This is a genomic window from Kitasatospora sp. NPDC015121, assembly GCF_055562955.1.
Map to the genome: position 1 here is coordinate 251130 of NZ_JBVHEH010000007.1, position 25448 is coordinate 276577.

Genomic DNA, 25448 nt, shown 5'->3' on the forward strand with positions numbered 1-25448 from the left:
GGGACGTTCACGGCCCGGGGCCGACCGGACGGGGTTCCGGCCGGTCCCAGTGCCAGTGGCGGGTGGTGAGGTGGAACGGGGCGGTGCCGGCCAGGGCGACGGCGGCGTGGTAGCCGGGCGGGGCGGGGGCGTCGGTGACCTGGTAGGAGCGGGACCAGGCGTCTTCCGGGGGGAGGGCGGCGACGGGGTGGGACTGCGGGATGCGCAGGCCCTGGACGAGGCGGCCGCCGTGGGCCTTGACCAGGGCCTCCTTGCGGGCCCAGAGGCGGGCGAAGGCGTCGCCGGGGTCGGGGGCGGTGCGGAGCTGGTGGGCCTCGGCGGGCGGGAAGTAGCGGGCGGCCATGGCACTGGTGTCGGTGGCGGGCAGGACGCGCTGGATGTCGACGCCGACCGGGCGGGCCGGGGAGAGGGCGACCAGGGCGTAGGCGCCGGAGTGCGAGAGGTTGAACTCCGGGCCGCCGCCCGGGAGGGCGGGTTTGCCGTGCGGGCCGTGCCGCCAGCGCAGTTCGGCGGGGGCGGTGCCCAGGTGCGCGGCCAGCAGGCGGCGCAGCGCCGCGTGGGCGAGGACGTAGCGGCGGCGGGTCCCGGCGTCCCGGCAGGTGTCGGCGCGCAGGCGTTCGGCGGGCGAGAGGTCCGCGAGCAGCGGGGCGAGGGGGAGGCCCGGGCCGGGGTCGGGGACGAGGTGCAGCAGGACGGTGTCCCGGGGCGGGCCGGCCGTCGCAGCGGTCGTCGCAGCGGTCATCGGTCCGGCCGTCGGTCCAGTCATCGGGGCGGGTGGAGGGTCGCGGCGGAGCGGTCCACGGCGGCGAGGGTCGGGCGGCCGGTGAGGGCCATGGTGTGGGCGAGTTCCTCGGTGGCCAGGCCGAGCACGCCCGCGACGCCGTCCGCGCCGTCCGCCGCCAGGCCCCACAGCACCGGGCGTCCGAGCAGGACGGCCCGGGCGCCCAGGGCCAGGGCCGCGTAGGCGTCGTCGCCGCCGCGCACCCCGCCGTCGAACAGCACCGGGCAGGCGCCGCCGACCGCGTCCGCGACCTCCGGGAGGGCGTCCAACGCGGCCGGGGCGCCGTCGAGTTGGCGGCCGCCGTGGTTGGAGACCACCAGGGCGTCGGCGCCGTGGGCGAGGGCGAGCCTGGCGTCCTCGGGGGTGAGGACGCCCTTGAGGACGACCGGGAGGGGGGAGCGCTCGCGCAGCCAGGCGAGGTCGGCCCAGGTCACCGACGGGTCGACGGCCTCGACGGTGTGGGCGGCGAGCGCCGAGCGGCCCGGCGCGGGGCGGTGGGCGGTGGCGGTCAGCGCCGGGTCGAGGTTGGCGGCGCGCACGTCGGGCGGGAGCGCGAAGCCGTTGCGGGCGTCCCGGTGGCGGCGGCCCAGCCTCGGGGCGTCCACGGTCAGCACCAGGGCCCGGTAGCCGGCCGCCGAGGCCCGGTCGACCAGTGCGGCCAGCACGTCCCGGCGGCGCAGCCAGTACAGCTGCAGCCAGCACGGCCCGGTGGCCTCGGCGGCGATCTCCTCCAGCGTCCGGGAGGAGAACAGGCTCGCCACGTACAGCGCCCCCGCCCGCCCGGCGCCGCGGACCGAGGCCAGCTCGCCCTCGGGGTGCAGCAGCCGGTGGTAGGCGGTCGGGGCGACGCCCAGCGGGGTGGCCAGCGGGGCGCCGAACAGGTCGGTCGCGGTGTCGCACACCGAGACGTCGACCAGCACCCGGGGCCGCAGCACCACCCGCCGGAAGGCCCGCCGGTTGGCCCGCACCGTGCGCTCGCCGCCCGCCCCGCCCTCGACGAAGTCCCGGACGGGGGAGGGGAGTCGGCGGTGCGCGGCGGCCCGGTAGTCGGTCAACCGGAGCGGTGCGCCCGGCGGGACGCGCGGGGGCGCGGGAGAGGGGGCGGGCGGGGGGACGGGCGGGGGCGCGGTCATCGGGTCACCTCGGCGGGTCGGTCCGGGAACAGGCTGCGGCGGTGGCCCCGGGAGAGCCCGGACGGCGGCTCCGGGCCGGGCGCCGGCGGGAAGGGCAACGGCGGGAAGGGCAATGACGGGAAGGGCAATGACGGGAAGGGCGACGGCGGCCGGTTCACCGGGGCGGCGCGGGGTCGGGCGGCGCGCCGAGCTCCCACCACGGGCCGGTGCCCGGCTGGGCCGGGTCGGCGGGGCCGGGGCCGGGGCCGGCCGGGTCGAGCCGCCGGACGCGCTCGCCCGGCAGCGGGTCGCCGAACAGCAGCGCGACGCCCCGGCTGGTGGCGGGCCGGGCCACCGGGACGCCCGGGTCGTACGGCAGCCAGTCCTGCTCCAGGACGAGCAGCAGCGCCCGCCGCAGCCCCGCCGAGTCCGCGTACGCGGTCAGCAGTCGCAGCGCGGTGGACGCGGCCGTGCCGTCCGGGCCGGTGACGGCGAAGGAGAGCGGGCCGCCCGGGCACAGGTGGCTCAGCCGGCAGGCGGTGGCCCGGCCCGGCGCCAGGTCCGGCAGGGTGTGCGCCAGCACCAGCAGGTCGACCTCCTCGCCCGCCGGGACGGCCGCCGCGATCAGCGCCTCGGCCATCTCCCCGTACGACTGCCCGCCGGGCGGCAGCTCGGCCGGGGCCGCCAGGCCGTACGGGGCCAGCAGGTCGGCCAGGTAGCGGCGCAGCCGGGCGGCGTGCACCGGGTCGGCGGCCAGCGCGGACGGCTCCGGGAAGACCAGCCGGGCGGTCCGGCGCACGCCCCAGCGGGACGGCGCGGTCCGGGAGTCCGGTGGCGGGAGGAGGGTGCGCAGGGTCACGCGTCCGCCAGCAGGTTGGCCGCGACGTACGCGGCGAGCGAGCCGACGGTGGCGAAGTCGTCCCGGCCGAGGTCCTCCACGCTGATCTCCAGGCCGAGGCGCTCCTCCAGTTCCAGGACGAGTTCCAGGCCGGTGGTGGAGTTCAGGCCGAGGGCGTCGAGCAGTTCGGTGCCGGCGTCCGCGCCGGCCACCTCGCGCTTGAGCACGACCGGCAGCAACGCGCAGATGGTGTCGATGAGTTCGGGAGAGGACACGAGGGGTTCCTTGGGGGGGAGGGGGTCAGTGCCGCAGGACCATGGCGGCGAACGTCGCGCCGCGGCCGGCGCCCGCCGCCGCCAGCACGTACGGTTCGCCCGGGCGGAGCAGGCCGAGTTCGCGGGCGGTGCGGTGGTTGACGAAGTGGTCGGCGCAGAAGACGTGCCCCACCGCCGCCACGTTGGCCAGCACCACCCGCTCGCGCGGGAGGCCGAGCAGGCGGCACACCTGGTGCCAGGCCACCCGGTTGACGTTGTGCGGCAGGACGGCCGTGACCTGCTCCAGCGCCAGCCCGGCCCGCTCGACGGCCGCCAGCACCGCCGACGCCAGCGCCTCGCCGTAGATCCGCTGGAACTCCAGCGCCAGCTCCTCGCCCTCCGGGTCGAACTCGCCGCGCAGGTCGACCGCGTACGACAGCAGCCGGTCCCGCTCGCCGCGCGCCGACACCAGGCAGGCGCCCGCGCCCTCGCCGAAGAACGACGTCCCCGGCACCATCCCGGCCTCCGGGGTGAACGCCTTCTCCCCGGCCAGCACCAGCGCCAGCGCCTCCGGGTCGCCGTCGGCGGCCAGCAGCCGGCCCGCCGCGTCGATCGCCAACAGGCCGGAGGCGCAGGCGTGGTGGCCCACCGAGAGGACCGCCGTCCCCGGGTCCAGGCCCAGCTCCGCGCACAGCTCCCGCACCGGGTCGTACGGGAACGGGACCACCGTCGGGAACGAACGGGCGTGCAGCACGTACCGCACCCGGTGCTCCCGGCCGCGCAGCGCCGGCAGCGCCGCGACCGCCCCGCGCAGCAGGTCCAGCAGGCTGCCGCCCGGGTCCCGGCTGACCTCGCCCAGCCCGTGGTAGCGCCGGAAGATCCGCGCCTGCACCGGCGTCAGCCCGTACTCCCCGGCCAGCTCCTCGACGGTGACCCGCCCGGCGGGAAGGTGGTCGGAGACCGCGAGCAGCGAGGTCACGGCGCCACCCCCGCGGCCTCGGCGGCCAGGAAGCCGAGCGCCGCGTCGACCGCCAGCTCCTCCACCGTGCGGGCCAGCAGCTCCGCGTCGGCGGGGGAGACGTGGTGGGTGTCGGTCAGGACCTCCAGCAGCAGGCCCTCCGGGGCGTCCTCGAACTGGGCCTGCAGGATGCGGCCGGGCAGGTCGGCGCGGCGGGTCCAGCGGAAGGTGCCGCGGGCGCGGGCGGCCGACAGCTGTCCGGCGGTGGCGGGCGGGTCGTCCGCCGGGCGGGGCGCGGTGCGGTCGTTGAAGAAGCACTGGACGTCGAGGTCCTCGCCGCGTTCCGCCGCGACCCGGGCGATCAGCTCGTTCAGCCGCTCCGGGTGGAAGTAGGCGTGCTTGTACGCGGCCAGGGTCGCGCCCCGGGCCGCCGCGACGGCCGCCGGGACGCCGCCGTCGCCCAGGTCGAGGACGGCGATGCCGGCCTGCGCGGCCATGCAGACGCTCTCGCCGATCGCCGGCCGGAAGCGGTTGCTGACCACCGGCCGGAGCACCACCGGCTGCGCGGCGCCGATCCGGCGCAGGGCCAGCGCGTACAGGCCGAGCAGGGCGGCGCGGACGTCGGCGCCGGTGCCCGCGGCGACCAGCGGCAGGGCCAGCCGCAGCGCGGGGGAGCGGAACTCGCCCGTCCAGTGCCGGGGTTCGCGCGGGTCGGCGGACGGGGCGAAGCGCCGGGCCGGGACGGCGCGCAGGACCCGCTCCCAGTGGCGCAGCGCCCGGGCGTTCTGCCGCAGCCCGTCCGGCGAGTGCTGCCAGGCCGCCTGCTCCAGCTGCTGGAGCCCGGCGACCGGGCCGCTCGCCCGCGCGCGGACCTCGCGCAGCATGATCGCGCCGCCCGCCGCGTCCGCCACCAGGTGGTTCATCACGCTGACCAGGTGGGTCGGGCGGCCGCCCGCGCGGACCACCGCCATCCGCACCGGCCACTCCCCGACGTAGTCGAACGGCCGCTCCCGGTACGCGCGTTCGACCCGGGCCGCGAGCGCGGCCGGATCGGACCCGGCCGGCGCGTCGTACAGCTCCAGGCCGATCCGCCCGGTGGCGGACAGGAGTTGGGTCGGATGCCCGTCCGGGCCGAACCGCAGCCGGGTCCGCATCGACGGGAACCGGCCCATCAGGTAGCGCAGTTCGCCCGCCACCGACTCCACCGTGCTCCCCGCCGGGAGGACGGCCGTGCCGCCGATCGGCAGCGAGCTGCGCTGGGCGACCATCGCGTGCCAGATCTCCCACATGCCCCAGGAGAGCTCGCCGCCGCCCGCGCCGTCCCCCGCGAACGCCACCTCGACCACCGCGGAGGGCCCGGTCACGGCGCCACCGCCATCGCGGCCCGGTGCCGCTCGCGCATCAGGAACTTGCGGACCTTCCCGGTCGGCCCGAGGATCAGCTCCTCCTCGCCGACCACCAGCACCGCGCGCAGCGTCGCCGCCGCGGCCGGGGTCAGCGCCGCCCGCACCGCCGCCGTCCGGTCGGCGCCCGGGTCGGCGCCCGGGCGCGGCGACAGCAGGACGTCCGTCACCACCGTGCCGTCCGCCGCCCGCAGCGACACCACCGTGCAGTCGTGGACGTCCGGGCAGGCGGCCAGGACCCGCTCCTCGCTGAGCGCCGTGTACAGCCACTCGCCGCCGCCCAGGTCGACCGCGTCCACCGCCCGGTCGACGTGGAAGTAGTAGCCGTCCTCGTCGCGGTACAGCAGGTCGCCGGTCAGGTAGTAGCCGTCCAGCCGGTTGCGGTACGTCGCCGCCGAGTCGTTCCAGTAGCCCGGCGCCAGCGTCGGCGCCTTCAGCCCGAAGTGGCCGACCGCGCCGACCGGCACCTCCCGGCCGGTGGCCACGTCCAGCAGCGCCACCTCGGCGAAGCCGTGCGGCACGCCCACGCAGCGCCCGTACCGCTCGGTGTCCGGGCCGTGGGTGAGGTGGAACGCCGAGTGGCCCATCTCGGTGGAGCCCAGCCCGTCCACGAAGTGCGAGCCCGGCACCCGCCGCACCCCCTCCCGGGACACCGTCAGCCGCGAACCGGCCGCCACCAGGCGGCGGACGTGCGGCTCGTGCGCGCAGTCGCCGGTGTTGAACCAGAGCGCGACGGAGTCCAGGCGGCGGCTGGACAGGTCGTGCCGGGCCAGCTGTGCCCAGGTCGCGGCGAATCCGAACACGCCGGTCGGCCGCCACTCCTCGATCGCCGCCAGCACCGCGTCTCCGTCCTGCGCGGACAGGAACAGCACCTCGCTGCGGTGGCAGAGCGCCAGGTTCAGCGTGGAGACGCCCGCCGCGTGCGCGGCCGGCAGCGCGCTGAGGATCCGCTCGGTGCCCCGCGCCCTCGGCGCCGCCAGCCGGAACAGCTTCGTCGCGGCGAACAGGCTGGCGTGCGAGTGCACCACCGCCGCGGGCATCCGGGTGGTCCCCGACGAGTGCGTGATCACCACCGGGTCGTCCGCGTGGTGCCGGTACGGGACGGGCGCCGCCGCCGGGTCGCCGGTGCCCGGACCGGCCGCGTCCGCGTGCAGCGCCACCCCGAGCTCCTCGCCCGCCAGCCGCTCCCGGTGCCCGGCGTCGGTCAGCAGCGCCACCGCCCGCAGCCGGCGCACGTACTCGGCCGCCACGTCGCCCGGCAGGTGCCGGTTCAGCAGCGCCGGGACGGCGCCCAGCCAGGCCAGCGCCAGGAAGTTCAGCAGGCAGTCCGCCGACCCCGACACGTACAGCGCCACCGCGTCGCGCGGCCCCACCCCGCGCCCGTGCCACCACGCCGCCCGGGCCGCGACCCGCTCGCGCAGCTGACCGAGCGTCAGCCCCCGCCCGGCCGGGAAGCCGTCGACCGGGACGTCGAACGCCGCCCCCGGCCCGTCCGGGTCCGCGCCGTGCGCCAGCAGCGCCGTCAGCACGTTGCCCGTGCCCAGCCCCGGGTCCGCGGCCAGCCGCGCCCTGATACCGGTGTCCCTCACGTCCTGCCGCCTTCCCCGATCACGCCCGCCACCTCTCCGATCACGCCCGCCACCACTCCGATCACGCCCGTCCCTTCCGCGAACCCGCCCGTCACCTCCCCGATCGCCGCCAGCAGCCCGGCCCGGCCCGGCTGGCAGGCCCGGTCCAGCGCCGGGGCGAACGGCAGCACCGCCCCCTCCGGGCGGGTCACCCGGCGCGGCGCCGCGCGCAGCCTCGGCCCCTCGGCCGCCGTCGCCAGCACCTCGGCGGCGAACCCGCAGGAGCGGTTCGAGTCGTCCAGCACCACCAGCCGCCCGGTGCGCCGCAGCGAGGCCGCCAGGCCCGCCCGGTCCAGCGGGTGCAGGGTGCGCGGGTCGAACACCTCCACCGAGACCCGGCCCGCCAGCTCCGCCGCCACCGCCAGCGCCTCGTGCACCAGGTGGCCGACCGCCACCACCGTCACGTCCGTGCCCGCCCGGTGCACCCGGCCCCGCCCCAGCGGCACCGGCCCGAGCGCCGCGAGGTCCACGTCCTCCCGCACCCCCAGCGCGCCCGCCGGGGCGAACACCACCACCGGGTCGTCGTCCCGCAGCGCCGACAGCAGCAGCCCGTACGCGTCCGAGGGCGTGGCCGGCACCACCGTCTTCACGCCGACGTGCGCGAACAGCCCGTACGGGTGGTCCGAGTGCTGGCCCGCCCAGGACTCCCGGGAACCCGAACCCGGCAGCAGGTACGTCACCGGCACCCGGGCCTGCCCGCCCGTCATCAGCGAGAACTTGTGCGCCTGGTTGGCGATCTGCTCGAACGCCAGGAACAGCAGCGACGGGATCTGGAACTCCACCAGCGGCCGCAGCCCGGCCAGCGCCGCGCCGGTCGCGAACGAGGTGAACGCCTGCTCCGAGATCGGCGTGTCCAGCACCCGCTCCGGACCGAACCGCCGCGCCAGCCCCGCCGTCACGTTCGACACCGCGACCCGCACGTCCTCGCCGAACACGCACACCGCGCCGTCGCGCGCCATCTCGTCGCCCAGCGCCCGGTTCAGCGCCTTCAGGTACGACAGCTTCGGCACCTCAGCCCACCTCCGTCGCGTACAGGTGCGCCAGCGCCGACGCCGGATCCGGATGCGGCGCGGCGACCGCGAACTCCACCGCCGCGTCCAGCACTCCGTCCACCTCGGCGTCGATCGCGGCCCGGACGGCCGCCGGGATCCGGGCCCCCTGGAGCGCCAGCGGGTCGCGGGCCCGGCCCGCCGCCTCCTCCGCCGCCGTGCGGTAGCCCGGACGGGCCGTGTGCTCCCAGGTGTGGTGCGCGTCGAAGCGGTACGCCGCGCACTCCAGCAGCGTCGGCCCGCCGCCCGCCCGGGCCCGCGCCACCGCCACCTCGGCCGCGTCCCGCACCGCGCGCGGATCCGTCCCGTCCACCGCCAGCGCCGGGATGCCGAACGCCGCCGCCCGCCCCAGCACGCTGCCCGCCACCGCGTCCGCCGTCCGGGTCGAGGTGGCGAAGCCGTTGTTCTCGCAGACCAGTACCAGCGGCACCCGCCAGAGCGCCGCCAGGTTGAACGCCTCCAGCACCACGCCCTGGCTGACCGCGCCGTCCCCGAAGAACGCCACCGCCACCCGGTCCGACCCCGACCGGCGCAGTGCCCACGCCGCGCCCGCCGCGATCGGCACCCCCGCGCCCACCATCGCGTTCGCGCCCAGCACGCCCAGCGCGAAGTCCGCCGCGTGCATCGAACCGCCCCGGCCCCGGTTCAACCCCGGCTCCCGGCCCGCCAGTTCGGCCATCATCCGGGCCGGGTCGGCGCCCTTCGCCAGCACCTGCCCGTGCCCCCGGTGGGTGGCCGCGAGCAGGTCGTCCGGCCGCAGCGCCGCGCACACGCCCGCCGCGATCGCCTCCTGCCCGGTGTACGGGTGCACGCCGCCCGGCACCACCCCCGCCCGGACCAGCTCCACCGCCCGCCGCTCGAACCCCCGCACCAGCGCCACCGTCCGGTACAGCTCCGCGTCAGCGGTCATCCCGGACCGCCTCCGGGGAGCGCCACAGCACCGGACAGAACTCCGGGTCCGCGTAGTCCGGCCGCCCGTCCGGCAGCCGGCGCACCAGCACGTCGTGGTTGTACACCGCCGCGCGGCCGTCCGACAGCGCGAAGCGCCGGTACGCGTTGGCGCCGTCCTGCAGGTGGAAGGAGACCGCCCGGCGCGGCCGGCCGCTGAGGTTCGGCCCCGAGCCGTGGTACGTGCGGCAGTGGTGGAAGGAGACGTGCCCCTTCGGGATCACCAGCGGCACCTTCCGCACCTCCGCGCCGTTGTGCGCCGCGTTCACCGCCAGCAGCCGCTCCAGGTCGTCGCGGTCGCGGTCCGCGAAGTGCCGGGTCACCGAGTCCTCCCGGCCCACCTCCCGCCAGCGGTGGCTGCCGTCCACCACCGTCAGCGTGCCCATCTCCTCGCCGCAGTCGTGGAACGGCACGAACGCCGTCAGCATCCGCTCCGAACTCGACGTCGACCAGTAGTGCTTGTCGATGTGCCACGGCACCACGTTGCTCGGCTCGCCCGCCACCGCCGGCTTCAGGATCAGCGTCGACTGGAACACCCGGACCTCCGACACCCCCGCCAGCAGCGCCGCCACCGCGCCCAGCAGCGGCTTGCACAGCACCCGCGCGATCGCCGCGCTCTCGTAGTGCACGTAGTCGTTGTGCCGCTGCACCGGCCCGTCCTGCGGCCGCCAGGCCGCCAACCTCGGCGGCCGCACCGGAAGTTCACGGCTGCGCTCACCCGCGTAGTACGCCTCGGCGGCCGCCGCCAGCGCGTCCACCTCGGCGTCCGAGAACAGCTTCGCCGACAGGTACCAGCCGTGCTCCGCGTAGAACGCCACGTCCGCCGGACCCGGCAGCAACTCCAGCTCCTCGGCGGTCAGTTCGAACCGCATCGTCTCGGGGCTCACCGCGCCACCGCCGGAACCTGCGCCGCCGCGACCCGCGCCGCCGGTGCCTGCGCCGCCGGAACCTGCGCCGCCGCCAGCTCGCGCTGCTTGGCCGCGTACAGCGCCGGGATGTTCGCGGTGCCGAAGGTGCGGGCGCCGCGCCGCTCGATCAGCTCCCAGAAGAACGTCCGCCGCACGTGCAGCGAGGTCGCGAAGATCTGGTACAGCTCGCCCCAGTGGTCCCGGTCCAGCAGGATCCCGCGCCCGCGCAGCCGCTCCGCCACCGGCTCCGCCACCGTGTCGTAGTACGCGTCCGGCGTCGGCGCGAAACCCACCCCGCGCGCCGCCAGCGCGTCCACCGCCACCGCGACGTCCGGACACGACAGCGCCAGGTGCTGGACGCCCGGACCGCCGTGCCAGGCCAGGAACTCGTCCACCTGGCCCGGCTCGCGCGCGCCGTCCGGCTCGATCAGCGTCAGGGTGATCCCGCCCGACGGGCTCTGCACCACCCGGGAGAACATGCCCTGCGCGCCCACCTCGACGTACTCCTCGAAGACCACGTCGAACCCGAACGCCTCCCGGTAGAACGCCACCGTCGCCTCCAGCGCGCCCGCCGGCACGCACACCGCCGCGTGGTCCACCGACCCCACCAGGCCCCGATCCGCCTCCACCGGGACGCCGGCCAGCCCCGGCAGGAACCCGCCGGCCCCGCCCCGCCGCTCCACCAGCCGGTGCACCACGTCGCCGAAGCCCGACACCACCGCCGTCACCACCCCGTCGCGCTCCCGCGGCGGCTCCAGCCCCAGCGCCCCGCCCGCCACCGCGGCGGCGTACGCGGCCGCCGCGTCGCCCGTACCGAAGGCGATCACCGCCACGCCGTCCCCGTGCCGGGCGACGTACCGCGCGGCCGGGTGCCCCGGCTCCAGGCCCGAGGTCAGCAGCACCCGGCAGCCGCCCTGGCCCAGCAGCAGACTGCGCTGCCCGGCCAGACCGCTCTCCGGACCGCCCTGCCCCAGCAGGCGGAACCCGAGCCCCGCGGACAGGACGTACGCCGCCTGGCGCGCGTCCCCCACGTGGAACTCGACATGGTCGACGTCCAGGTAATCCATGACGCTGGTGATCCTCTTCCCTAGTGGATGAAGGCAGTTGAACGGTGAGGCGCCGACCGGCCGGGGAGGTTCCGGCCGGTCAGACCGCGCGGGCCAGCCGGGTGCTCGGCAGGCCCAGCGCCAGGCTGACGTTGTGGCCGCCGAACCCGAACGAGTTCGCCAGCACGTGGCGCACCCCCGGCGCCGCCCGCGCCCCCCGCCGGACGTGGTCCAGCGCGCAGCGCGGATCCGGATCGTCCAGGTTGTGCGTCGGCGGCAGCAGCCCGCGCCGCAGCGCCAGCACCGAGACCGCCGCCTCCACCACCCCCGAGGCGCCCAGCAGGTGCCCGGTCACCGCCTTGGTCGCGCTCACCGGCGGCCCGCCGTCCGGCCCGAACACCGCGCCGACCGCCGTCGCCTCGGCCACGTCGCCCAGCTTCGTACCGGTGCCGTGCGCGTTCAGGTAGCCCACGTCGCCCGGCTCCAGACCCGCGCAGCGCAGCGCCAGCCGCATGCAGGCCGCCGCGCCCGCGCCGTCCGGACTCGGCGTGGTCGGGTGGTGCGCGTCGTTCGTCGCGCCCCAGCCCAGCACGTCCGCGTACCCCGCCGCGCCCCGGCCGTCCGCGTGCGCGGCCCGCTCCAGCACCAGCACGCCCGCGCCCTCGCCCAGCACCAGACCGCCCCGCCGCAGGTCGAACGGACGGCTCGCGCCCGCCGGATCGTCCGCCCAACCCCGCGCCAGCGCACGGGCGTTGGCGAAGGTGTCGGCCAGCGTCGGGAACAGCGGCGCCTCCGCGCAACCCACCACCACCACGTCCGCCAGCCCCTCGCGCAGCAGCCGCCAGCCCTCCGCGACCGACTGCGCCCCCGCCGCGCACGCCGTCCCCACCGAGGAGCTGTAGCCCCGGATGCCGTGCCCGATCGCCACCCGGGCCGCCGCCATGTTCGGCAGCATCCCCGGCAGCAGGTACGGGCTCACGGCCAGCCGCCCGCGCTCCGTGCGCGCCACCACCTGCGACTCCAGCGTCGCCAGCCCGCCCGTCCCCGACAGCACCACCGCGACCCGGTACGGGTCCACGTCCCGGCCCGCCACGATCCCGGCGTCCGCCAGCGCGTCCGCCGCCGCCCGCAGCGCCAGCAGGATGGAGCGGTCCACCACCCGGGCCTCCGGCGCCGGCAGCACCGACAGCGGATCGATCGGCGCCGCGAACCCCGCCACCTCCAACGACCCGGCCAGCGGGTCGTCCGCCGCCGGCCGGCGCAGCCCCGACCGGCCCTCGCACATCGCCGCGAACACCGCCTGCGCGCTGTCGCCGACCGGCGTCACCAGGCCCATCCCGGTGACCGTGACACCCATGTCCATGGCTCTCCCTTCCCGGAGGCGGTTCGGTCCGCTTCAGTGCGGCGTGGTTCGGTGCGGTTCGGTGCGGTGCGGCGTGGTTCAGTGCGGTTCCGGTGGCGCGAGCAGCACGGCCGCCGCCCGGTCCGAACCGTCCGGCGCGGCCGACTGCTCGACCAGCACCAGCAGCGCCAACGCGGCGTCCCCGTCCGCGAGCAGCAGCTCGGCGACCTCCGCCCCGGCCCGCGCGTCACCGACGCACACCACCGGACCGGTCAGCCCCCGGCGCGCCGCCAGGTGACCGGCCACCGCGTTCGGGACGGCCTGGAAGAACAGCAGCGGACCGATCCGCTCCCCGCCGTCCACCGCCGCCGCCACCCGCACCGCGCCCGCCACGTCACCCAGCGCGCTGGCCACCAGCACCGCCGTCACCGGCAGCGCCGCCACCCCGTACGCGTCCAGGCAGCGCCCGGCCGCCTCGGCGGCCAGCGGGGCGAACGAGGAGCCGACGAACCCCGGCAGCGCCGGCACGTCCCCCGCCGCCGCGCCCGCCGCCAGCACCCGCAGCCCGACGGCCGAGGCCGCCGCGCCGAGCGTCACGCCGCACCCACCAGCAGCGCCGTGTTCGCGCCGCCGAACGCCGAACTCAGGCTCAGCGCGTGGTCACCCGCCGCACCCGGCCAGGCCGTCGGCCCGTGCACCAGGTCCAGCGGGCACTCCGGGTCGGCACCCAGCAGCCCCGCGTTCACCGGCAGCCGGCCCGCCCGCAGCGCGGCCACCGTCACCACCAGCTCCAGCAGCGCCCCCGCCTCCAGCGCCTGCCCGTGCACCGACTTGGACGAGGACACCGGCACCCCCGCCGCCCCCGGCCCGAGCGCCCGCAGCAGCCCCGCCGCCTCCGCCCGGTCGCCCAGCACGCTGCCCGCGCCGTGCGCGTTCACGTACCCGACCCGCTCCGCGCCCACCCCGCCGCGCCGCAGCGCCGCCCCGACCGCCCGGGCCGCCCCCGCGCCGTCCGGACGCGGCCGGCACACGTGGTACGCGTCGCCCGCCCGGCCCCAGCCCGCCAGCAGCGCCGGCGGATCCGCGCCCCGGGCCCGCGCCGCGTCCGCCGCCTCGACCAGCACCGCCGCCACCCCGTCGCCCAGCAGCAGACCCGTCCGGCCCGCGCTGAACGGGCGCACCCGCCCGTCCCGGGCCAGCGCCCCGCCCGCGTCGAACAGCGCGAACTGGTCCGACTCCACCAGGTACCCGGCCGCCACCAGCACCCGGTCCGCCCGCCCGCGCGCCACCGCCGACGCGGCGTCCGCGACCGCGTCGGCCGAGGCCGTGCAGCCCGAGGTGTACGCCCGCGCCCCGCCGGCCAGACCCGCCCGCCCGGCCACCGCCGCCGCGAACGCGTCCACCCCCAGGCCCGCCCGCCGCTCCGGCGCCGACCGGGCCAGCGCCGGATCGCCGTGCACCGCCAGGAACAGCGGGCACCCCGCCCGCCGCGCCCCCGACAGGCCCGCCGCCGCCTCGTCCACCACCCGGTCCAACTCCGCCGCCAGCGACGGCCGGCCGGGGAGCACGGCGGCCCGGTCGGTCCGCCGACCCGCCACCTCGAACCGCCCCACCGGTCCGAACCCCGCCCGCCCCGCGAGCGCCGCGTCGAGCAGCGGCCCCACGCCGCGCCCGAACGCGCTCAGCACGCCCAGCGCGCTCAGCACCACGGGACGGGCGCCCCGGCGGGCCGCCGCCACGGTGTCGGTCGTCATCGGTCACCCCTCCTCTCTCTCCTGATGCCTCGGGCCGGGAGCCGGCGGTACGGTGCCGCCCCCGGGACGTCCGGCGGGCCCTTCGACGCGGGCCGTTCAGCGGGACCGCAGCCCCTCCAGCAGCCGCGCCGCGTCCGACACGGTGGCGATCCGCGCCAACGCGTCGTCGTCCGGCCGCCGGCCGTGCCGCTGCTCGAACACGTGGGCCAGCCAGGCCAGTTCCATCGAGTCGACCCGCTCCGGGACCTCCTCGGCCGCCCGCCCGCCGAACTCCGCGAGCAGCGCCAGCACTTCCTCCCGCGCCGTCGCCCCCACGGTCAGCCCCGCAGCCGGGCGGCCACCGCCGCGCCGAACTCGCCGACCGTCATGGTGCCGAGCAGCTCCGCCTCGTCGTCCTCGAACCGGACGCCGAACCGCTCCTCCACCCGGACGCCCAGCTCGGCCAGCGCCAGCGACTCCAGGTCCGCGCCGGCCGGGCCCAGCCGGGTGTCGTCGTCGACCCCGGCGGTGTCGTAGTTCATCTCGTGCAGCGCGGACAGCACGAACGCGCGGATCTCGTCGAGGGTGGTCGTCTCGGTGGACATCGGGCCCCTTCCAGGGTCGTGGTGGGTCGGTGGTGCGTGGTGGGCCGGTGGTGCGTGGTGGGCCGGTGGTGCGTGGTGCGTGGTGCGTGGTGCGTGGTGGGCCGGTGGTTCAGGGGGTGCGGACGGCCGCCGCCAGCGCGGCGCGCTCGCGCACCGGCTTCCCGGTCGCGGTGCGCGGCAGCCGCTCCAGCACGTGCAGCAGCCGGGGCCGCTTGTACGCCGCCAGCCGCTCGGCCAGCCGCGCCTCGACGCCGGCCGCGGTGCCGCCCGGGGCGAGCACCAGGTACGCCTCGATCGCCGAGCCGTACAGCACGACCGCGGACTCGACCTCCGGCAGTGCGGCGACGACGTGCTCGACCTCGGTCAGGTCGACCTTCAGGCCGCCGACCGACACCTGCGAGTCCAGCCGCCCGCGCACCCGCACCCGGCCGGTGCCGGGGTCGAGCGAGCCGCCGTCGCGGGTGCGGAGCCAGCCCGCCGACCAGCGGTCCGCGCCGACCGGGTCCAGGTACGGCGAGCGCTCGGCGGCGACCAGCAGCTCGCCGTCCACCGCGCGCAGGCCCAGGCCCGGCGCGGGCGTCAACTCGGGGCGGTGCGCGCCGAACAGGTCGGTGGCGATCACGCCGACCTCGGTCATCCCGTACATGCTGCCCAGCCGGACGCCGTACCGGTCGACGAACGCCGCGTGCACCTCCGGCCGGACCGGCTCGCCGCCGGTGGTCATCCCGGTCAGCTGCGGCAGCCGGGGCGGGTCCGCCGCCCAGCAGAGCAGCTCCAGGTGGAACGGCACGCCCAGCAGCACGGTCGGCTCCGGCCCCGCCGCGACCGCCGCCGCCACGCCCCCGGCCGTCACCCGCTCCGGGAACGCCAGCCGGACGCCCGCGCGCAGGCAGTGCAGCAGGCCGCCGACCAGGCCCAGCACGTGCACCGTCGACGCCAGCGAGACCATCCGCTCGCCCGCCCGGGGCACGCCGTCGATCCGCCGGTAGCGGTCGAGTTCGGCGACCAGGTCGGCCGCCGTCCGGCCGATGACCTTCGCCGGGCCGGTCGAGCCCGAGCTGAGCTGGACCAGTGCGTGCGGCCCGTCCGCCGGCCGGCCGTCCGGCCGGGTGGTGACCCGCGCGCGCTGCCGGTACCAGCCGCGCGGCGGACCGGCCGGCACCGGCCGCCCGTCCGCGACCAGCACCTGCGGGGCCAACCGGGTCAGGGCCTGCTCGACCTCGAACGGGGTCAGCCGGTGGTCCAGCAGCGCCACCCGGGCGCCGATCCGCCAGCCCGCCAGCAGCTGGACGACCAGCTCCGGCGAGGGCGCCAGCCGGACCGCCAGCGAACCGCCCCGGCGCAGCCCCGCCGCGGCCAGCGCGGCCTGCCGCTCCCCGACCAGCCGGCGCAGCGCGTCCCGGCTCAGCGGCGGGTCGGGGTGGAAGGACAGGACGGGCTCGCCGCCCGGGCCGCCCAGCAGCAGTTCGTCGACCCAGCCGGGGTCGAGGCCGGCCGCCGCCGGAGATGGGAGCGCTCCCACCTTGCTCGGTGGAGCTGCCGAAACGTCTTTCATGGAGAACCAGAACCTCTTCCGGATCGCGCCGCCGGTCGCGTCGCCGGGCTAGCCGGTCGCGGTCGTGGGGAACCTGTGAAATTCCCACGCCGAACTTTCAACGCTGAATTGACCGGGTGTCAAGCCCCGTCGACCGAATCGAATTCCCCGGCCGGTCGGACGGCGGCGGCGGGCCGTCCGGTGACGACGCCGGATCCGTTGACGAGGGGGCGGGCCCTCGCTAGTGTGACCGCCGGTTGGTCAACTTGCCTGGTACGGCAGCATGTTGCCAGCACCTGACAGTCCGTCCGCTGACTGTCCGTCAGTCCTGGCCGGTGACTCCCCACTCCCGGCCGGCTCCCGTCCGGGCGGCGCGCCCGCCGCTCTTCCGCATGCCCACGGGCCCTTTGTCCGCCGGGGCGATCATGCGATGGACCAGACCAATCGGGCGTTATCGCGCCCATTTCCCGCTTTTCCCCGGCCATTTCGGCCGCCATTTTTTAGCGCATCCATGTCAACCCAGCGAGGACCGGCCCCGTGGAACCTGCAGTGGAACCAGCCCGACGAGCCGCGCCGCGACCCGTCACCGGCAGCGGCCTCAACGCCGCCGTCGAGCGCTACTACGACACCACCCTCGACCTGTACGAGGACCTGTGGGGAGAACACGTCCACCACGGCTACTGGGACGAAGGCCGGAGCCCCGCCCAGGACGGCGCCGACCGGCACACCGCCACCGACCGCCTCGTCCGCGAACTCGTCGCCCACGCCGCCCTCCCCGCCGGCGCCCGCGTCCTCGACGTCGGCTGCGGCATCGGCGGCCCCGCCCTCCACCTGGCCGGCCCGCTCGGCTGCACCGTCGAGGGCGTCACCCTCAGCGCCCGCCAAGCCGACCGCGCCAACCGGAAGGCCCGGGCCGCCGGCCTCGCCGACCGCGCCCGCTTCCACCAGCAGGACGCCCTCTCCACCGGCCACCCCGACCGCAGCTTCGACGTGGTCTGGGCCATGGAGAGCCTCATGCACCTCCCCGACCGCCCCGCCTTCTTCGCCGAGGCCCACCGCCTGCTCCGCCCCGGCGGCACCCTCGCCGTCGCCACCTGGGCCGTCCGCGACGGCCACCTCGACCCCGACGAACAGGACCTGGTCCGGCAGGTCCTCATCCACCAGGTCATGCCCGACCTGTCCTCCCTGGAGGAACACGAACGCCTCGCCCGCGCCGCCGGCTTCACCGACGTCGCCGTCGCCGACTGGAGCAGCGCCGTCGCCCACTCCTGGGACCCCGGCTTCGCCCGCGTCCCGCTGATCGAACGCGGCCCCGCCGCGATGCGCGACCTCGCCCGCGAACGCGGCGTCGACGTCCTCGGCTTCTTCCACGCCGGACCGCTGATGAAGAAGGGCTACGACACCGGCGTCCTCACCTACGGCGCCCTCCGCGCCGTCAGACCCCGCCCGTGAACCCCCACTTCCACCAGGTCGCCGAACTCCTCCGCGCCACCCTCGACCAGACCCCCGCTTGGGCCCGCACCCTCACCCCCGGAACCCGCCTCGACGGCGAACTCCTCCTCGACAGCCGCGACCTGGCCGCCTGGAGCCTCGCCCTCCGCACCCACTACGGCCCCGCCGCCGACCTCGCCACCCACCTCACCACCCTCGACCTCGACGCCCTCACCGCCCTCACCCTCGCCGACGTCGCCCACCTGGCGGCGACCGCCGCCGCGCGGGGCGGCGACGCGGCGCCACGCTCCGTGGCGCCGGCGCCGTCCGTGCCGTCAGCGCCGTCCCTGGTGCCCGTGCCGTCCGTGCCGTCGGCGGCGCCCGTGGCGGCGGCCGCCGGTGCGGCTCCGCCGGGGCGGTTCCTGTTCGTCTCGTTGCCGCTGTTCGGGCATGTGCACCCGATCGCGGCGGTCGCGCGGGAGCTGGTGGCGCGGGGGCACGAGGTGGTGTGGGCCGGGTCGGAGGCGTTCCTGCGGCCGTTGGTGGGGACGGGGGCGGTGATCGCGCCGATTCCGCTGCGGGCCCACCGGGGACAGGCGGACCTGGGGCTGGCGGCGGCCCGGTCGCGGTGGGAGGGGTACGTCGTGCCGCACGCCCGGCACACGCTGCCGGGGATCGAGCGGGCGGTGGCCGCGTTCCGGCCGGACGTGCTGGCGGTGGACCAGCACGCCGTGGCCGGGGCCGTCGCCGCGCACCGGGCCGGGCTGCCGTGGGCGTCGCTCGCGCCGACCACGATGGAGCTCACCCGCCCGTACCGGACGGCCGTGCCCCGGGTGGAGGCGTGGATCGAACGGCGGATGGCCGAGGTCTGGACGGCCGCCGGGATGCCCGGCGAACCCCCGCACGACCTGCGGTTCTCCCCGCACCTGCTGGTCGCCTTCACCGGCGAGGCGCTGACCGGCCCGCTCGCCCGGCCGGACAACGCGGTACTGGTCGGCCCGGCGCTCGCCCCCCGCGAGCCGGACCCGGACTTCCCGTGGGAGTGGATCGACCCCGGCCGCCGCCTGGTGCTGGTCACCGTCGGCACGCTCTCGCTCGACCAGGCCGCCGACTTCCACGCCCGGATCGTCGACGCGCTGCGCCCGCTCGGCGACCGCCTGCAGGCGGTGGTCGCCGCGCCGGACGGCACGGTCGCCGACCCGCCGCCGCACGTACTGGTCCGGCCCCGGGTGCCCGTCCTCGACCTGCTGCCCCGGCTGGCCGCGGTGGTCAGCCACGGCGGGCTGAACACCGTCTGCGAGACGCTGGCCCACGGCGTGCCGCTGCTGGTCGCCCCGATCAAGGGCGACCAGCCGATCAACGCCGCCCAGGTCGCGGCGGCCGGCGCCGGCCGCCGGGTGCGGTTCGCGCACGCCTCCGCGCGGGTCCTGCGCGCCGAACTGCTGACCGTCCTCGACGACCCCTCGTACCCGGCCGCGGCCCGCCGGATCCGGGACTCGTTCGCCGCCGCGGGCGGCGCGGCCGCGGCCGCCGACCACCTGGAGACCCTGCTCCCGCGCCCCGGGCGCCCCCGGAACCCCTGAACCCCTGAACCCCCGGACGAGAGAGAACCCGCCCGTGAAAACCCTCCGCGACACCTGGCTGGTCTTCCAGCGGCACCTGCTGCTGATGACCCGCTCACCGCTGCAGATCCTCCTCGGCGTCGCCCAACCCGTCGTCTACCTGGCCCTGTTCGCACCGCTGCTGAAACCCGCGCTGGCCTCGATGGGCGCCGGCTCGACGGCCGACGCCTACCGGATCTACGTCCCCGGCATGCTGGTCGCGCTCGCCCTCGGCGGCGGCCTGTACGTCGGCTTCGGCCTGCTCGCCGAGCTGGGCGCCGGCGTGGTGGAGCGGGCCCGGGTCACCCCGGTCAGCCGGGTCGCGCTACTACTCGGCCGCTCGCTGCGCGACGTCGTGGTGCTGGCCGTGCAGGCCGCCGTGATCATCGTGCTGGCGATCCCGCTCGGCCTGCTGCTGCGCGCACCGGACCTGCTGCTGGCGTACCTGCTGCTCGCGCTGATCTCGCTGACCAGCTCGGCGGTCTCCTACGGCCTGGCGCTCAAGGTCGGCAACCCGGACGTGCTGGGCCAGCTGGTCAACAACCTGGCCCAGCCGCTGATGCTGCTCTCCGGCACCCTGCTGCCGCTCGCGCTGGCCCCGCTGTGGCTGCGCCGGGTCGCCGACTGGAACCCGTTCAGCTGGGCCGTGGCCGGCATGCGCGAACTGTTCGCCGGCCACCCCGGCGACCCGGCCGTCCGGCACGCCCTGGCCCTGATGGCGGCCGTCGCGCTGGCCGCGCTGCTCTGGTCGGCCCGCCGCTTCGCCCGCGCCGTCCGCTGAAACCACCCCCACCCCCCGTAGAGAAGGACCCCGATGATCGAGACCCGCGGACTGCGGAAGTCCTACCGCACCGGCCGCCGCCGCCACGCCGGCACCGTCGACGCCGTGGCCGGACTCGACCTGCACGTGGCCGAGGGCGAGATCTTCGGACTCCTCGGCCCCAACGGCGCCGGCAAGACCACCACGCTGCGGATGCTCGCCACCCTGCTGACCCCCGACGGCGGCACGGCCACCGTGGCCGGTGCCGACCTGCTCGCCCGGCCCGCCGAGGTCCGGCGCGCGATCGGCTACGTCGCCCAGGGCGGCGGCACCTGGGACGACGTCACCGCCCGGGAGGAACTCGTCCTGCAGGCCCGGATGCACGGCCTCGGCAGGACCGAGGCACTGGCCCGGGCGGCCGCCGCCGTCGAGGACTTCGACCTCACCGAGTACGCCGACCGCCCCTGCCGCGGCTACTCCGGCGGCCAGCGCCGCCGCCTCGACCTCGCCCTCGGCGTGGTCCACCGCCCCACCGTGCTCTTCCTCGACGAGCCCACCTCCGGCCTCGACCCGGCCGCCCGGGCCCGGCTGTGGGCCGAGGTCCGCCGCCTGCGCGACGCCGGGACGACGGTCTTCCTCACCACCCACTACCTGGACGAGGCCGACGCGCTCTGCGACCGGATCGCCATCGTCGACGGCGGCACCCTCGTCGCCGAGGGCAGCCCCGCCGCGCTCAAGCGCTCCGTCCACGGCGAGGTGGTCACCGTCGGCGTCGCCGAACCCCACCTCGAACCGAAGGCCGCCGAGGTGCTCGCCGCCCAGGCGTGCGTGCGCGCCGCCGAGGCCCGCGCCGACGGCGGCGGCCTGCGGCTGTCCGTCGACACCGGGGAGAGCGCGATGCCGCTGATCATGCGGGCCCTCGCCGAGGCCGGCATCGCCACCGCCACCATCGAACTGCACCGCCCCACCCTGGACGACGTCTTCCTCGCCCACACCGGCCGCTCGCTGCGGGAGTCCGCATGACACCGCCGACCCCCGCGACCGCCCGCCGCGCCGTCGTCACCGGCGGCGCGGGCTTCGTCGGCTCCCACCTGTGCGACCGGCTGCGCGCCGCCGGCACCGAGGTGCTGTGCGTCGACAACCTGCTCACCGGCAGCACCGCCAACCTCACCGCCCTCGCCGACGACCCCGGCTTCACCTTCCGCCACCACGACGTCTGCGACCCCTTCGACGTCGACGGCCCCGTCGACCTGGTCGTCCACCTCGCCTCGCCCGCCTCCCCGCACGACTACGCCCGCCACCCCGTCGAAACCCTCCGGGCCGGCGCCCACGGCACCCACAACGCCCTCGAACTCGCCCGCCGCAAGGGCGCCCGCTTCCTGCTCGCCTCCACCTCCGAGGTCTACGGCGACCCGCTCGTCCACCCGCAACCCGAGACGTACTGGGGCAACGTCAACCCGATCGGCCCGCGCAGCCAGTACGACGAGGCCAAGCGCTACGCCGAGGCCCTCACCACCGCGTACCGCACCGCCCGAGGCACCGACACCGTCATCGTCCGGCTGTTCAACACCTACGGCCCCCGGATGCGCCCCACCGACGGCCGCGCCGTCCCCGCCTTCATCACCCAGGCCCTCACCGGACGCCCGCTCACCGTCGCCGGCGACGGCAGCCAGACCCGCTCGCTCTGCCACGTCGACGACACCGTCCGCGGCATCCTCGCCGCCGCCGCCACCCGCCACCCCGGCCCGATCAACCTCGGCAACCCCGCCGAACTCACCGTCCTCCAACTCGCCCACCGCATCCGCGACCTGTGCCGCTCCGCCTCCCCGATCACCTTCGTCGACCGCCCCGGCGACGACCCCTCCCTGCGCCGCCCCGACATCACCCTGGCCCGCACCGCCCTCGACTGGCACCCCGCCGTCGACACCGACCACGGCCTCACCACCACCATCGCCTGGTTCGCCCACCACCTGGTCGCCGCCGGGACGTAGGCCCCCGGGCGGCGGCACCACGAACGCCCGGGGGCCGACGGCGGGCCGGCGGAGGAGCCCGGCGTCAGCAGACCACCACGGCCGAGACGGTGGCGGTCGAGGCGGGCCAACCGGGCTGGTCCACCGAGAAGCCGCCGATGACGGTGGCGCCGCACGGGGCGCCGGAGAAGACGCTGCCGACCTGGTTCGGGCCGGCCTGCACGAGCACGGTCGGGGCGACGGGGGCCAGCGGCGCGCCGCCGACGACCGTGCCGGAGACGGTGAAGCCGACGGACCGCGCCTGCCAGGACGGGTCGTCGGGCGTGGCCTGCCCGTAGAAGCGGACCTGGGTGCCGGTCACCTCGACGCAGGCCCTGGTCAGCAGCGGCCCGGGCGCGCCCGGAACGCCGCAGGTCACGGTCGCGCCGACCGGCCCGGTCGGACCGGCGGGCGCGGCGACGGCGCCCTGGGCGGTGGTCGGCGTGGTCAGGACCGCGACGGCGGCGGCGACGGTGGCGAGGGTGGCGAGGGTGGTCTTCACGGGCGTGCTGCTCCTCCGGAGAAGGGATGGGACCATCGGCGGAATGTGAAATGTCACATTCCGCTGGCGCCAGCATGGCAGGCCGCCCGCCTCCCGGGGTGCGGCTCCCGGGAAGACGACCGGCTGCGGCGGCTATCGGCCACCGAATGACCTGAACCGCCTGTCGGTGACCACGCAAGCCCGACCCGTCCCGGCGGCCGAACCACCCACCGGGAAAGCGGAGTTCGAGGCCGACGGACACGGGTACGTGACCCTCGCGCAGCCGTACCGCCGCCGCTGCTACCGCCCCTTCCGCGGATCGTGGTCGCGGGGGAGGGGGTCAGGCCCGGGACGCGCCGAGGAACCGCAGGACGGCCAGGACGCGGCGGTGGTCCGCGTCGACCACCGGCAGGTCGAGCTTGGCGAAGATGTTGTTGATGTGCTTCGCCACGGCGCTCTCGCCGACCACCAGCGCCTGCGCGACGCCGGCGTTGGAGCGCCCCTCGGCCATCAGGCCGAGCACCTCCCGCTCGCGCGGGGTCAGCCGCGCGAGCGGGTCGCTGTCGCGCCGCAGCAGCAACTGGGCGACGACCTGCGGGTCCAGGGCCGTGCCCCCCGCCGCCACGCGCCGGACCGCCGCCACGAAGTCGGCGACGTCCGCGACCCGCTGCTTGAGCAGGTAGCCCACCCCGCTGGTGTTCGCCGCCAGCAGGTCGGCCGCGTACCGCTCCTCCACGTACTGCGAGAGCAGCACCACCGGCGTCCCCGGCCAGCGCCGGCGGATCTCCACCGCCGCCCGCACCCCCTCGTCGGTGAAGCCGGGCGGCATCCGGACGTCGACCAGGGCGAGTTCGGGCCGGTGTTCCGCCACGGCCGCCAGCAGCCCCGGCGCGTCGTCGGCCTCCGCGACGACCTGGAAGCCGCCCGCCTCCAGCACCTTGGCCAGGCCGACCCGCAACAGCACCGAGTCCTCGGCGATCACCGCGCGCACGGCAGCTCCGCGGTGACGGTGGTGGGCCCGCCGACGGGACTGCTGACGTGGAAGGCCCCGTCGAGGGAGCCGACCCGCTTGGCCAGCCCGGCCAGCCCCGTGCCGGCGGCGTCGGCACCGCCCAGCCCGTCGTCGGTGACGCGCACCCGCAGCACCCCGCCGACCCGGCGGACCACCACCTCCGCGCGCAGCGCCTCGGCGTGCTTCGTCGCGTTGGTCAGCGCCTCGGAGATCACGAAGTACGCGACCGACTCCACGTCGGGCGCCACCCGCCCCTCCAGATCGACCCGCAGCCGCACCGGCAGGGGCGTGCGGGCGGCCAGCCCGGACAGCGCCGCGTCCAGACCCCGGTCCTCCAGCACGGCCGGGTGCAACCCCCGCACCAGGTCGTCGAGTTCGGCGATCGCCTCCTTCGCCTCCAGGTGCGCCCGCGCGATCACCTCGCGGGCGTCCGCCGGCAGGTCCGGGCGGGTGGCCACGGCCAGGCCCAGGTTGACCGCCAGGGACACCAGCCGCTGCTGGGTGCCGTCGTGCAGGTCGCGCTCGATCCGGCGGCGCTCCGCGTCGACGGCCTCGATCAGGTCGCTCCGGCTCACGGCCAGCTGCTCGACCCGCTCCTGGAGCCGCCGCGCCCGGTCGGGCCCGAGCAGGCCCGCCGCCCGCGCCTCGGCCCGGGCCACCGCCCGCGCGGTCCACGGCAGGGCGCACAACAGCAGGAGGCCGGCCGCCGTGAAGGCCGGAAGCCGGATCAGGTGGCCGGACCAGTCCCGGGCCGGCAGCGCCCACGACCAGGCGCAGGCCGTGACGCCCGCCAGGCCCGCCACCGCCACCGCGAGCACCAGCAGCTCCAGCAGCGCGAGCGGCGGACCCAGCACGAGGTGGTAGCCGATCCCGCGCCAGGGCCGCGCCGCCACGAGCCGGCGGGCGGTCGGGGCCCACGCCCACCGCTCCGGCGCGGCGGGGGCGGCGGGGGCGGTTCGGGGGACCTCCACCCCGATGAGCACCCGGTGGCGCACCCGCTGAACGGCCGTCAGCACCGGGGCGCCGAGCAGGACCAGGGCGGCCGACACGGGAACCGTGAGCAGCCAGTCGCCCGTCCTGGCGGTGGTCGTCGCCGCCCAGGCCCACACGGGTACCAGCGCCAGGTGCGGCAGCACACCGGCGGCGAGGAAGCCGGTGTCCCGCCGCGCCCGCAGGGCCGTGCGCCTCAGTCCAGCTGGAATCGTCATGGCACGACGCTAGAACACCGCGGGCGGACGGTGCCATGAAGCCCGTGCCCGGTTCCGTGGTGAACCCAGCACCACCCCCGGCCCCCGGCCGCGGTCCGCCGTCCGGGACGGGTGCGGGCGGCGACCGTTCACGCGCCGGGAAGCTCCGGCAGGGCGAGCCAGTCCGACCAGGAGACCTCGCGGCCGAGGAAGCGCGGCCGCTCGAACGGCCAGTCGGCGGCGATCCACCTCGGCACCAGCGCGTCGAGGGCCCGCTCGACCTCGCCGCCCGCCAGCTCGTCCACCACCCACCAGGAGATCTCGGCGTCCGCGCCGACCCGCTCCGGCGGGTCGACGTACACGCAGCCGAGCAGGGCCGTCTCCGCCGCGTCGAACAGCGCGTAGTTGAAGGACTGGTGGGCGGCGATCTCCCGCTCGTGCCGCAACAGGTCGGCCCGGTCGGCCTCGTAGGTCATGGTGGCCGCGGGCCAGCCCCAGGCCGGGCCGAAGAGGGTCCACAGCCGCTCGCGCGAACCCATCACCGCCGGGTAGTCGAGCGGGGCGTCCGCCTCCCGGATCGGCCGCAGGTGGTGGCCACCGCCCGGCAGCGGTACCAGGACGGGGTGGACGAAGTCATCGGGAAGCCAGCTCATGACGCCCGACCGTAGCAGCGCACGGCCCCCCGCTCCGCCGGATTTTCCCCCGCCCCCGGTCGGCCCCGCCCGGTGACCGCGCAGGCGGGGCCGACCGGGGGCGGGGGAGAGGGCGGGGGGCGGGGAGTTCGGGCGGACCGGGGCGTGAGCGGGCGTGAGCGGGCGTGAGAGCCTG

General features: G+C 77.1%; 26 protein-coding genes. 5 read left to right on the forward strand and 21 right to left on the reverse strand.

Annotation, left to right across the window (positions count from 1 at the left end; all coding sequences use genetic code 11):
• Nucleotides 1-7 precede the first annotated feature (7 nt).
• The 17 genes from ACZ3J7_RS12910 to ACZ3J7_RS12990 all read right to left on the reverse strand — a co-directional run bounded on the left by ACZ3J7_RS12910 (nt 8) and on the right by ACZ3J7_RS12990 (nt 16127).
• The gene (locus ACZ3J7_RS12910; protein ID WP_465619810.1) at nt 8-742 is read right to left on the reverse strand and encodes a 4'-phosphopantetheinyl transferase family protein; all 735 of its coding nucleotides are present in this window, start codon (nt 740-742) and stop codon (nt 8-10) included.
• Between the two features lie 20 nt (nt 743-762).
• Nucleotides 763-1914: an alpha-hydroxy acid oxidase gene (locus ACZ3J7_RS12915; RefSeq protein ID WP_465619812.1), complete on the reverse strand. Its 1152-nt coding sequence runs from the start codon at nt 1912-1914 to the stop codon at nt 763-765.
• Nucleotides 1915-2068: 154 nt separating this feature from the next.
• Nucleotides 2069-2752: a hypothetical protein gene (locus tag ACZ3J7_RS12920; RefSeq protein ID WP_465619814.1), complete on the reverse strand. Its 684-nt coding sequence runs from the start codon at nt 2750-2752 to the stop codon at nt 2069-2071.
• Complete coding sequence (locus ACZ3J7_RS12925; protein ID WP_465619817.1) at nt 2749-3006, reverse strand: phosphopantetheine-binding protein; 258 nt, start codon at nt 3004-3006, stop codon at nt 2749-2751. Before ACZ3J7_RS12925 ends, ACZ3J7_RS12920 begins: the two co-directional genes overlap by 4 nt.
• 25 nt (nt 3007-3031) lie before the next feature.
• The gene (locus tag ACZ3J7_RS12930; RefSeq protein ID WP_465619819.1) at nt 3032-3964 is read right to left on the reverse strand and encodes a 3-oxoacyl-[acyl-carrier-protein] synthase III C-terminal domain-containing protein; all 933 of its coding nucleotides are present in this window, start codon (nt 3962-3964) and stop codon (nt 3032-3034) included.
• Nucleotides 3961-5307 carry a condensation domain-containing protein gene (locus ACZ3J7_RS12935; RefSeq protein ID WP_465619821.1) on the reverse strand — a complete coding sequence of 449 codons (1347 nt, stop codon included), beginning with the start codon at nt 5305-5307 and terminating at the stop codon, nt 3961-3963. The genes ACZ3J7_RS12930 and ACZ3J7_RS12935 overlap by 4 nt, the downstream gene beginning before the upstream one ends.
• Nucleotides 5304-6935 (reverse strand): class I adenylate-forming enzyme family protein, encoded by a 1632-nt coding sequence (locus tag ACZ3J7_RS12940; RefSeq protein WP_465619823.1) that lies wholly within the window; start codon nt 6933-6935, stop codon nt 5304-5306. The genes ACZ3J7_RS12935 and ACZ3J7_RS12940 overlap by 4 nt, the downstream gene beginning before the upstream one ends.
• Complete coding sequence (locus ACZ3J7_RS12945; RefSeq protein ID WP_465619826.1) at nt 6932-7984, reverse strand: alpha-ketoacid dehydrogenase subunit beta; 1053 nt, start codon at nt 7982-7984, stop codon at nt 6932-6934. Before ACZ3J7_RS12945 ends, ACZ3J7_RS12940 begins: the two co-directional genes overlap by 4 nt.
• Before the next feature lies 1 nt (nt 7985).
• Entirely contained in the window at nt 7986-8933 is a 948-nt protein-coding gene (locus ACZ3J7_RS12950) for a thiamine pyrophosphate-dependent dehydrogenase E1 component subunit alpha (RefSeq protein WP_465619828.1), read from the reverse strand.
• Nucleotides 8923-9858 (reverse strand): phytanoyl-CoA dioxygenase family protein, encoded by a 936-nt coding sequence (locus ACZ3J7_RS12955; RefSeq protein ID WP_465619831.1) that lies wholly within the window; start codon nt 9856-9858, stop codon nt 8923-8925. The genes ACZ3J7_RS12950 and ACZ3J7_RS12955 overlap by 11 nt, the downstream gene beginning before the upstream one ends.
• The gene (gene hppD / locus ACZ3J7_RS12960) at nt 9855-10946 is read right to left on the reverse strand and encodes a 4-hydroxyphenylpyruvate dioxygenase (RefSeq protein ID WP_465619833.1); all 1092 of its coding nucleotides are present in this window, start codon (nt 10944-10946) and stop codon (nt 9855-9857) included. Before hppD ends, ACZ3J7_RS12955 begins: the two co-directional genes overlap by 4 nt.
• 79 nt (nt 10947-11025) lie before the next feature.
• Nucleotides 11026-12282: a beta-ketoacyl-[acyl-carrier-protein] synthase family protein gene (locus ACZ3J7_RS12965; RefSeq protein WP_465619835.1), complete on the reverse strand. Its 1257-nt coding sequence runs from the start codon at nt 12280-12282 to the stop codon at nt 11026-11028.
• Between the two features lie 84 nt (nt 12283-12366).
• On the reverse strand, nt 12367-12864 hold the full coding sequence (locus ACZ3J7_RS12970) for a beta-ketoacyl synthase chain length factor (protein WP_465619836.1): 498 nt from the start codon (nt 12862-12864) through the stop codon (nt 12367-12369).
• Nucleotides 12861-14021 (reverse strand): beta-ketoacyl synthase N-terminal-like domain-containing protein, encoded by a 1161-nt coding sequence (locus ACZ3J7_RS12975; RefSeq protein ID WP_465619838.1) that lies wholly within the window; start codon nt 14019-14021, stop codon nt 12861-12863. Before ACZ3J7_RS12975 ends, ACZ3J7_RS12970 begins: the two co-directional genes overlap by 4 nt.
• Nucleotides 14022-14117: 96 nt before the next feature.
• Nucleotides 14118-14336 (reverse strand): acyl carrier protein, encoded by a 219-nt coding sequence (locus ACZ3J7_RS12980; protein ID WP_465619840.1) that lies wholly within the window; start codon nt 14334-14336, stop codon nt 14118-14120.
• Nucleotides 14337-14338: 2 nt separating this feature from the next.
• Nucleotides 14339-14605 carry an acyl carrier protein gene (locus tag ACZ3J7_RS12985; protein WP_465619842.1) on the reverse strand — a complete coding sequence of 89 codons (267 nt, stop codon included), beginning with the start codon at nt 14603-14605 and terminating at the stop codon, nt 14339-14341.
• A 109-nt stretch (nt 14606-14714) separates the two neighbouring features.
• Nucleotides 14715-16127, reverse strand: a complete 1413-nt coding sequence (locus ACZ3J7_RS12990) for a class I adenylate-forming enzyme family protein (RefSeq protein ID WP_465619845.1) — start codon at nt 16125-16127, stop codon at nt 14715-14717.
• A gap of 549 nt (nt 16128-16676) precedes the next feature.
• On the opposite strand from ACZ3J7_RS12990, the gene ACZ3J7_RS12995 reads away from it, so the two are divergent.
• The 5 genes from ACZ3J7_RS12995 to ACZ3J7_RS13015 are packed head-to-tail and all read left to right on the forward strand — an operon-like array spanning nt 16677 to nt 21922.
• Entirely contained in the window at nt 16677-17591 is a 915-nt protein-coding gene (locus tag ACZ3J7_RS12995; RefSeq protein WP_465619847.1) for a methyltransferase domain-containing protein, read from the forward strand.
• The gene (locus ACZ3J7_RS13000) at nt 17588-19153 is read left to right on the forward strand and encodes a glycosyltransferase (RefSeq protein ID WP_465619849.1); all 1566 of its coding nucleotides are present in this window, start codon (nt 17588-17590) and stop codon (nt 19151-19153) included. Before ACZ3J7_RS12995 ends, ACZ3J7_RS13000 begins: the two co-directional genes overlap by 4 nt.
• Nucleotides 19154-19187: 34 nt before the next feature.
• Nucleotides 19188-19952 carry an ABC transporter permease gene (locus ACZ3J7_RS13005; RefSeq protein ID WP_465619851.1) on the forward strand — a complete coding sequence of 255 codons (765 nt, stop codon included), beginning with the start codon at nt 19188-19190 and terminating at the stop codon, nt 19950-19952.
• A 33-nt stretch (nt 19953-19985) separates the two neighbouring features.
• Entirely contained in the window at nt 19986-20954 is a 969-nt protein-coding gene (locus ACZ3J7_RS13010) for an ATP-binding cassette domain-containing protein (RefSeq protein WP_465619854.1), read from the forward strand.
• Nucleotides 20951-21922, forward strand: coding sequence for an NAD-dependent epimerase/dehydratase family protein (locus ACZ3J7_RS13015; protein WP_465619857.1), 972 nt, complete (start codon nt 20951-20953; stop codon nt 21920-21922). The genes ACZ3J7_RS13010 and ACZ3J7_RS13015 overlap by 4 nt, the downstream gene beginning before the upstream one ends.
• Nucleotides 21923-21986: 64 nt before the next feature.
• Here the strand turns inward: ACZ3J7_RS13015 and ACZ3J7_RS13020 are convergent, their stop codons facing one another.
• The 4 genes from ACZ3J7_RS13020 to ACZ3J7_RS13035 form a co-directional block, all read right to left on the reverse strand.
• Nucleotides 21987-22442, reverse strand: a complete 456-nt coding sequence (locus ACZ3J7_RS13020) for a hypothetical protein (RefSeq protein WP_465619859.1) — start codon at nt 22440-22442, stop codon at nt 21987-21989.
• A 319-nt stretch (nt 22443-22761) separates the two neighbouring features.
• Nucleotides 22762-23412, reverse strand: a complete 651-nt coding sequence (locus tag ACZ3J7_RS13025; RefSeq protein ID WP_465619861.1) for a response regulator — start codon at nt 23410-23412, stop codon at nt 22762-22764.
• On the reverse strand, nt 23400-24641 hold the full coding sequence (locus ACZ3J7_RS13030; protein ID WP_465619863.1) for a sensor histidine kinase: 1242 nt from the start codon (nt 24639-24641) through the stop codon (nt 23400-23402). The genes ACZ3J7_RS13025 and ACZ3J7_RS13030 overlap by 13 nt, the downstream gene beginning before the upstream one ends.
• 128 nt (nt 24642-24769) lie before the next feature.
• Nucleotides 24770-25273: a GNAT family N-acetyltransferase gene (locus ACZ3J7_RS13035; RefSeq protein ID WP_465619865.1), complete on the reverse strand. Its 504-nt coding sequence runs from the start codon at nt 25271-25273 to the stop codon at nt 24770-24772.
• Between the last annotated feature and the right edge of the window lie 175 nt (nt 25274-25448).

Excerpts from the sequence above, each read along its gene's own strand:
- ACZ3J7_RS12910 (WP_465619810.1), bottom strand. The coding sequence starts at position 742 with ATGACCGCTGCGACGACCGCTGCGACGGCCGGCCCGCCCCGGGACACC.
- ACZ3J7_RS12915 (WP_465619812.1), bottom strand. The coding sequence starts at position 1,914 with ATGACCGCGCCCCCGCCCGTCCCCCCGCCCGCCCCCTCTCCCGCGCCC.
- ACZ3J7_RS12950 (WP_465619828.1), bottom strand. The coding sequence starts at position 8,933 with ATGACCGCTGACGCGGAGCTGTACCGGACGGTGGCGCTGGTGCGGGGG.
- hppD (WP_465619833.1), bottom strand. The coding sequence starts at position 10,946 with ATGGATTACCTGGACGTCGACCATGTCGAGTTCCACGTGGGGGACGCG.
- ACZ3J7_RS12965 (WP_465619835.1), bottom strand. The coding sequence starts at position 12,282 with ATGGGTGTCACGGTCACCGGGATGGGCCTGGTGACGCCGGTCGGCGAC.
- ACZ3J7_RS12975 (WP_465619838.1), bottom strand. The coding sequence starts at position 14,021 with ATGACGACCGACACCGTGGCGGCGGCCCGCCGGGGCGCCCGTCCCGTG.
- ACZ3J7_RS12985 (WP_465619842.1), bottom strand. The coding sequence starts at position 14,605 with ATGTCCACCGAGACGACCACCCTCGACGAGATCCGCGCGTTCGTGCTG.
- ACZ3J7_RS13010 (WP_465619854.1), top strand. The coding sequence starts at position 19,986 with ATGATCGAGACCCGCGGACTGCGGAAGTCCTACCGCACCGGCCGCCGC.
- ACZ3J7_RS13015 (WP_465619857.1), top strand. The coding sequence starts at position 20,951 with ATGACACCGCCGACCCCCGCGACCGCCCGCCGCGCCGTCGTCACCGGC.
- ACZ3J7_RS13030 (WP_465619863.1), bottom strand. The coding sequence starts at position 24,641 with ATGACGATTCCAGCTGGACTGAGGCGCACGGCCCTGCGGGCGCGGCGG.
- ACZ3J7_RS13035 (WP_465619865.1), bottom strand. The coding sequence starts at position 25,273 with ATGAGCTGGCTTCCCGATGACTTCGTCCACCCCGTCCTGGTACCGCTG.